The following is a 6,680-nucleotide window of genomic DNA, read 5'->3' as shown; positions in this document are numbered from 1 at the left end:
CGCAGCCCGCGCCCACGCCCGCGCCCGCCGCCGAAGCAGCGCCCGAGCCGGCCGCACCGGCCGCCGGTGCCCACGTGCGGATCACGCCGTACGCCCGCCGGCTCGCCGAGGAGGTCGGGGCCGCCCTCGCCCGGTTCCCTGCGGGGAACGGGCGGCCGGTGCGGGCCGCAGACGTGCGGGCCGCGGCCGCCGGTGCGCCGACCGGGCGGCCCGCCGAGGTGGAGGCCCCGGCACCGTCCCGGCCCACGGCGTCGGCAGGGACCCGCGCACCGGGTCCGGTCGGCTCGCAGGCGGCCCGCCGCGACGAGATGCGCCGCACCATCGCGTCGGTGATGGCCCGCTCGAAGCGGGAGATCCCGCACTACTACCTGACCCAGACGATCGACCTCGACCGGGCGCTGCGCTGGATGCGCGAGCGCAACAAGGACCTGTCCGTCACCGAGCGACTGCTGCCGGCGGCGCTGCTCCTCAAGGCCGCCGCCCTCGCGGCGGCGGAGGTGCCGGCCCTGAACGGCTTCTGGGTCGACGACGGGTTCCGGGCCGGCAGCGGGGTGCACCTCGGCGTGGCCGTCTCGCTGCGGGGCGGCGGCCTGGTCGCGCCCGCCCTGCACGACGCCGACCGGCTCCCCGTCGTGGAGCTGATGGCCCGGATGCGTGACCTGGTCACCCGGGCCCGCGCCGGCCGGCTGCAGCGCGCCGAGCTCAGCGACCCCACGATCACCGTGACCAACCTCGGCGAGCAGGGCGTCGAGGCGGTGCACGGGGTGATCTACCCGCCGCAGGTGGCCCTGGTGGGCTTCGGGCGCGTCATCGAACGGCCGTGGGCCGTCGACGGGCTGCTCGGCGTCCGCCCCCTGACCGTCGCCACGCTGGCGGCCGACCACCGCGCCACCGACGGCTTCACCGGCGGCCGTTTCCTGGCCGCCGTCGACGAACGGCTCCAGCACCCGGAGGACCTATGAGCGACCCCACCACCCTCACCGAGGACCAGGCCCGCGCCGCCGTCACCGACGCGCTGCTGCGGATCGTCCCGGACGCCGACCTCGAGGAGGTCGGTGACGACGGCTCGCTGCGCTCGGAGCTGGAGCTCGACTCGCTGGACTTCCTCGGCTTCGTCGAGCAGCTGAGCACCACCACGGGCGTCCGGATCGCCGAGGACGACTACCCCTCGCTGCGCACGATGCGCACCAGCATCGCCTTCCTCACCCGGTGACTCGGGTCCACCGGACCCCGGGTTCGGGACCTCCGGACCCACTCCCGCGCGCCCGGACCGGTGAGACTCGGCCCAGGAGGTGCCGCGATGAAGGCACACATGACCTGGCGCACCATGCTCGTCGACGGGCGCACGACGTCGTACGGCGTAGCGGGTGACGGCCCGCCCGTGGTCTTCCTGCACGGCTGGGGCCTCTCGCACCGTACCTACCGCCACGGCCTGGAGCGGCTCGTGGGGCGCGGGGTGCGGGTGCTCGCCCCGGCGCTGCCCGGCTTCGGGGGGACGGCCACGCTCCCGTCGGGGTCCTTCTCGCTGGAGGGGTACGCCGACTGGGTCGCGGCGTTCCTCGCCGAGCTCGGCGTGGACGAGCCGGTCACCCTGGTCGGCCACTCCTTCGGCGGCGGGGTCGCGCTGCGCACCGCGCACGACCACCCCGACCGGGTGGCCCAGCTGGTGCTGGTCAACTCCATCGGCGGTTCGGTGTGGGCCAACCGCGGGGAGCTGCCGGTGCTGATGGCCGAGCGCCCGGTGTGGGACTGGGGGCTGCACATCGCGGCGCACGCGCTCTCGGTGCGGTCGTTCACCCGGGTGGCGCCGGTGATCGCGGCCGACGCCGTGCCCAACTTCCTCCTGCACCCGACCACGCTGTGGAAGGTCGGCCGCCTCGCGCGGGACGCCAACCTGGCCGCCGAGCTCGAGGAGCTCAAGCGGCGCGGGCTGCCGATCGTCATCGTCTGGGGCCGGGACGACTCGGTGATCCCGTGGGCGTGCGCGGAGTCGCTCGCCGTCGCGCTCGGCGGTCCCGAGGTCGTCACGGTGCCGGGCAACCACAGCTGGCTGCTCGCGGACCCGAGCCGCTTTGCCGAGGTGATCACCAACGTCATCGGGATCGCGCCGGACGAGGACGAGCAGGCGTCGTAGGCAGCGCGTCCGGGACCCGGCGCCGCACGGACGTTCGGCCCTGCCCCGGCTGCCGGACCCGAAGCACGCTGGGGGCATGCCGAAGCTCGACGGGATCTCCCACGTGTCCCTCACCGTGGCCGACATGGACCGTGCGGCCTGGTTCTGGACCGAGGTCATGGGGTGCGAGCAGGTCATGCGGGAGTCGGACTTCTGCCTGTGCCTGCACCGCGGCGCCGGCCTGGCCGTCAGCTTCAAGGACCACGACGGTTCGGTGTCAGGGACCTTCGACGAGACCCGGGTGGGGCTCGACCACCTGGCGCTGGCCGTGACCGACCGCAGCGAGCTCGAGCGGTGGGCCGACCACCTGCGCGCCCACGACGTCCCCTTCAGCGACATCGCCGAGACCGACCTGGGCCACCACCTCAACCTCCGGGCACCCGACGGCGTCGCGGTCGAGCTCTTCGCGATCAGGCCCGAGGCCGCCGCGGCCCTCGGGCTGGCAGCGGCACCTCCGCTCAGCTGAGCCGTACGCCGGCGAGCACCGCGGCCCGCCCGCCGCTCCACCGGCCGGTGAGGGTGTGGTCGGCCATGACGTCGGCGCCGACGCGGCGGACGACCACGAGCTCGAGGCCACCGGCCCGGACCACCGTCGTGAGCCGGTCGTCGTGGCAGGTGACCGAGTCGATCGCCGGGACTGCGGTGCCGGGCATCCCGCTGCCCTGGACGGCGACGCCGGACTCGCGCGTCTCCCGGCGGCCGTCGACCTCGAAGTACTCCTCCGCCTGGGTCCCCCCGGTGAGCACGGCGGTCGCCAGCGCGGTGGCCCAGATCGGGTCGCCGCACGCGTCGTACACCCAGCGCCGGCCCAGCACGGAGTGCTCGGTGGTGCCGACGAGGTGCTCCTCGGCGCCTGCCAGCGGGGCCGCGCGGTAGGTCAGCGGCAGGTGCAGCACCGGCCCGGCGTCGTCACCGAGCAGGAAGCCCTCGATGCCCACCTCGCCCGCCGGGTCGTCGAACCGGTAGCCGCCCACCGGTCGCAGGTCACTCGATCCCCCGGACCAGCCGCGGCCCGGCAACCAGGCATCCATCAGCTCGCGCTTGGTCGGGCTCAGGGTCGCCTTGTGCAGGAGGGCCATGGGCCCAACCCTAGGCGGCGGTGCGGGCCCTCCAGCGCTCCGCCAGCATCCGCCACTTCGCGGCGGCCGCGCGGGCCCGCACCATCCGCGGGCGGCTGATCAGGTAGGCGATGGCGACGAGGCCCACGATCGTGACGATGCGGTTCGGGTCCACCGCGGGGCGCCAGCTGACCTGGCCGTCCTGGATGACGTAGGCACCCGCCGGGCGGCCGCTGACGCCGAACCCGCCGCCCTCGCCCTCCTGCCCCTTCTCGTCGTGGCCGGTGCCTCCGCCGGCACCCCCGGAGACCACGGCAGCGGGGATCACGGTGAGCCCGTCCTTCACGTACGGCTCGCCGTAGACCCGCCTCACCGTGATGACGTCCTTCGCGCTGCTGACCATGTCGGTGACCTTCATGCGTTCCAGCCTCTGGTCGGGTCCACGGGGCGGACAGGGCTGAAGGTCCTGTGCGGGGCGTCTGCCGAGTGCCGCACGACGCACCGTGCGGGCTGCACGGTCTGCAGGCCTCGCTGTGGTTGGGTCCCGGCATGACCGCGTCCAGGCTGCGCCGTACCGCACCCGTCCTCGCCACCCTCGTCGCCGTCCTGGCCGTCCCGACGTCCGCGTCGGCCCAGGTGGAGGTGGCGTCCGACCCCGTGGGCGACGCCGCGAACGGCCTCGACTTCACGCGGGTCAAGGTCTCGAACGAGGACGAACGGATCGTCGTCACCGCGACCTTCGACCGGGCGCGCAGAGGCGACCTGGCCGTCAGCATCGATCCTCGCGGCAAGCGCGGCCTGCGTCTGGTGAGCGAGTACCGCCCTCGTGGCACCACCAGGAACCAGGTCGTGCTCGGCGCCTTCACCGACGGCTCGGGCGCCAAGGTGCTCGGCAAGGCGGCCGACGAGGGCACGGTGACCTGTGCGGGGTTCCGGGTCCGCTGGAACGCGGACACCGAGCGCGCGCGGATGACGCTGCCGTCGAGCTGCCTGCACGACGGGGACTACGGCGCCATCAGGTTCTCCTACCTCAGCGAGGACGACGGCGCCGACGTGGACTCGGGACCGGACACCGACAGCGGGGACATCGGCTCCTCGGCCTGGATCCCGCGCGGCTGACCCCTTCAGTCCTGGCCGGGCCCGGCGTCCTCGGAGCCGGGGAGCTGGGCGGGCACGACCGCGATGAACCAACCGGTGCCGATGGCGAGGATCGGGATCATCCCGGCGAACTCGCCGCTGCCCTTCAGCACGACCGCGGTCCCCAGCCAGATCGCTGCCCAGACGGTCGCCGCGCCCCACAGGTAGCGGCTCCGGGCGGTGGCGAACCATGTGTCCCGCGAGACCTTCATGTGGCACCCCCGCCGGGTTCGTGTGGTCACCTCCATTCTCGGTGGCACAGTGCCCACCCCCAGAGGCGAACGACCTCGGCGAGGCCAGGGCAGCACGGCTGGCCTGTTGGCCCGGTGGTGCCGGGGAATCGGGCCGGCTGGTGCTCGAGGTGCTCAGTTGGTGTCGAGCCGGTCGTTCACCGGGTCGTGTGCCGCTGGCGTCACAGGCCCGCCGCGGACTCCACCCCGACGCCGCGGCGTCCACCCACGGTCGAAAGACCTACCCCTCGTCGAAGACCCGCAGCAACCGCTCGGCCTTCCAGCGCGACTCGGCGTACTCCTCCCCGACGTCCGACCGCACCGTGATCCCGCCGCCCGTGCCCAGCTGCCAGGCGCCGTCGCCGGCCGTCGTGAGCGACCGGATCACCACGCCCAGGTCGGCACGCCCGTCCGCGGCCAGCCAGCCGAAGGCACCGGAGTAGACGCCGCGCGGCGAGGCCTCCACCTCCTCGATCACCGCCATCGTGCGCAGCTTCGGCGCCCCCGTCATCGACCCGGCCGGGAAGAGCGCCCGCAGCGCCTGCACCGTGGACACGTCCGGACGCAGCCGGCCGCGCACGGAGGAGACCAGCTGGTGCACGGTCGGGTAGGACTCCACCTCCATCAGCTGGGGCACCACGACCGTGCCGGGGTCGCAGACCATCGACAGGTCGTTGCGGAGCAGGTCGAGGACCATCAGGTTCTCGCTGCGGAACTTCGGCTCGGTGCGCAGCCGCTCCCGCAGCTCCTCGTCCTCGGCCGGCGTCGTGCCGCGCGGGGTCGTGCCCTTGATCGGCTTGGTCTCCAGGTGCCGGTCCGCGGTCACCAGCGCGTACCGTTCCGGTGAGGAGCTCAGCAGCCAGGCGCGGTGCCCCGGGACGTCGTGCTGCAGGAACCCGGCGTACGGCGCGGGGTTGAGCTCGCGCAGCCGGAGGTACGCCGTGACGGGGTCGACGTCGCTGCGATGGGTGAGCCGGTAGGTCAGGTTCACCTCGTAGGTGTTGCCGGCGTGCAGGTGCTCCTGGACCCGCGCGAACGCGGCTGCGTAGTCCGCCGGGACCTCGGACGACGACGCGGGTCCGGGGGCCGACGAGGGCGCGGGGTGGGCGGGCGCCGGGTGGTCGAAGAGCCGGACCTGACGCGGCCGCATCCAGACCGCGTCCGGCAGCCCGTCGGGGTCGACGAGGGCGGGCAGGTCGGGCCGGGAGGCGTAGCCGAGGTAGCCGAACCACTGGTCGCCCTCGTCCCCGGCGGCGAGCTCCTGCTCGAGCGCTGCGAACACGTCCCGCCCCACGACCTCGGCCCGCCCGCCGCGGTGCCGGACCACCTCCCCGCGGGCGGCGTGCCAGGTCAGCGACACGTCGTCCTCGTCGAGCCAGCCGACGATCGAGCGCCGCCCCGACCACTCCCGGGCGCCGCCGCCGTCCAGCCAGAAGCAGCGCGGGTGCTCCGCGGCCACCTCGCGGAACCACGAGACCGGGTCGGGCCTGCTCACCGCAGCCCCAGGAAGCTCGCGACCAGCTCCGCGCCGTGCGCGGACAGGATCGACTCGGGGTGGAACTGGACACCCTCCAGGGGCAGCGACCGGTGCCGCACCCCCATGACGACCCGCGCACCGTCCTCGGCGACGCAGGTGGCGCTCACCTCCAGGCAGTCGGGCACCGCGACGGCGGCCAGTGAGTGGTAGCGCACCACGTCGAAGCCCTGCGGCAGGCCCCGGAACACCCCTGCACCGTCGTGGTGCACCGCCACCACGTCGCCGTGCGCGGGCAGCACCCGGTCGACGGTGCCGCCGTACGCCGTGACCAGCCCCTGCATCCCCAGGCAGACGCCGAGCACCGGGCGCGTGGCCGCCAGCAGCACCTCACGACCGACCGCGAAGTCCGCAGGGTCGTCGGGGTGCCCCGGCCCCGGGGACAGCAGCACGTGCGAGTGGCGCAGGACGTCGGCCGCGGACACCTCGTCGTGCTGCACCACCGTCGGCAGCACGCCGGTCATGCCGGCGACGAGGTGGACGAGGTTCCACGTGTAGGAGTCGTGGTGGTCCACGACGACCACGTCCGGTGCGACCACCCGGCCAAA

General features: G+C 74.3%; 10 protein-coding genes. 5 read left to right on the top strand and 5 right to left on the bottom strand.

Features of this window, described 5'->3' with window-relative positions; translation table 11 throughout:
• From ACFO9I_RS16565 to ACFO9I_RS16550, 4 genes are all read left to right on the top strand, one after another.
• Positions 1-962: 2-oxo acid dehydrogenase subunit E2 (locus ACFO9I_RS16565; protein ID WP_379182782.1), on the top strand; the 962-nt coding region annotated here is incomplete at its 5' end.
• Positions 959-1,213 (top strand): acyl carrier protein, encoded by a 255-nt coding sequence (locus tag ACFO9I_RS16560; protein WP_379182781.1) that lies wholly within the window; start codon positions 959-961, stop codon positions 1,211-1,213. The genes ACFO9I_RS16565 and ACFO9I_RS16560, both read left to right, overlap by 4 nt.
• Before the next feature lie 87 nt (positions 1,214-1,300).
• Positions 1,301-2,134: an alpha/beta fold hydrolase gene (locus ACFO9I_RS16555; RefSeq protein ID WP_379182780.1), complete on the top strand. Its 834-nt coding sequence runs from the start codon at positions 1,301-1,303 to the stop codon at positions 2,132-2,134.
• Between the two features lie 76 nt (positions 2,135-2,210).
• Positions 2,211-2,639 (top strand): VOC family protein, encoded by a 429-nt coding sequence (locus tag ACFO9I_RS16550; RefSeq protein WP_379182779.1) that lies wholly within the window; start codon positions 2,211-2,213, stop codon positions 2,637-2,639.
• Here the strand turns inward: ACFO9I_RS16550 and ACFO9I_RS16545 are convergent.
• Together ACFO9I_RS16545 and ACFO9I_RS16540 are read right to left on the bottom strand one after the other, a co-directional pair.
• Positions 2,632-3,252 (bottom strand): CG0192-related protein, encoded by a 621-nt coding sequence (locus tag ACFO9I_RS16545; RefSeq protein WP_379182778.1) that lies wholly within the window; start codon positions 3,250-3,252, stop codon positions 2,632-2,634. The genes ACFO9I_RS16550 and ACFO9I_RS16545 overlap by 8 nt on opposite strands.
• Positions 3,253-3,262: 10 nt before the next feature.
• Entirely contained in the window at positions 3,263-3,649 is a 387-nt protein-coding gene (locus ACFO9I_RS16540) for a spore germination protein GerW family protein (RefSeq protein WP_379182776.1), read from the bottom strand.
• A gap of 131 nt (positions 3,650-3,780) precedes the next feature.
• Between ACFO9I_RS16540 and ACFO9I_RS16535 the strand changes: the two genes are divergently transcribed.
• Positions 3,781-4,350, top strand: coding sequence for a hypothetical protein (locus tag ACFO9I_RS16535; RefSeq protein WP_379182774.1), 570 nt, complete (start codon positions 3,781-3,783; stop codon positions 4,348-4,350).
• 5 nt (positions 4,351-4,355) lie between these two features.
• On the opposite strand, the gene ACFO9I_RS16530 is transcribed toward ACFO9I_RS16535, so the two are convergent.
• The 3 genes from ACFO9I_RS16530 to ACFO9I_RS16520 all read right to left on the bottom strand — a co-directional run bounded on the left by ACFO9I_RS16530 (position 4,356) and on the right by ACFO9I_RS16520 (position 6,671).
• Positions 4,356-4,580, bottom strand: coding sequence for a hypothetical protein (locus ACFO9I_RS16530; protein ID WP_379182772.1), 225 nt, complete (start codon positions 4,578-4,580; stop codon positions 4,356-4,358).
• Between the two features lie 259 nt (positions 4,581-4,839).
• Positions 4,840-6,093, bottom strand: coding sequence for an anthranilate synthase component I family protein (locus tag ACFO9I_RS16525; RefSeq protein WP_379182770.1), 1,254 nt, complete (start codon positions 6,091-6,093; stop codon positions 4,840-4,842).
• Positions 6,090-6,671 (bottom strand): anthranilate synthase component II, encoded by a 582-nt coding sequence (locus tag ACFO9I_RS16520; protein ID WP_379182768.1) that lies wholly within the window; start codon positions 6,669-6,671, stop codon positions 6,090-6,092. Before ACFO9I_RS16520 ends, ACFO9I_RS16525 begins: the two co-directional genes overlap by 4 nt.
• Between the last annotated feature and the right edge of the window lie 9 nt (positions 6,672-6,680).

Source organism: Nocardioides sp. GCM10023255 (genome assembly GCF_042653125.1).
Lineage (GTDB): Bacteria > Actinomycetota > Actinomycetes > Propionibacteriales > Nocardioidaceae > Nocardioides.
Note: the sequence above shows the minus strand (reverse complement) of the source record. Positions and strands in the feature narration are given on the sequence as shown.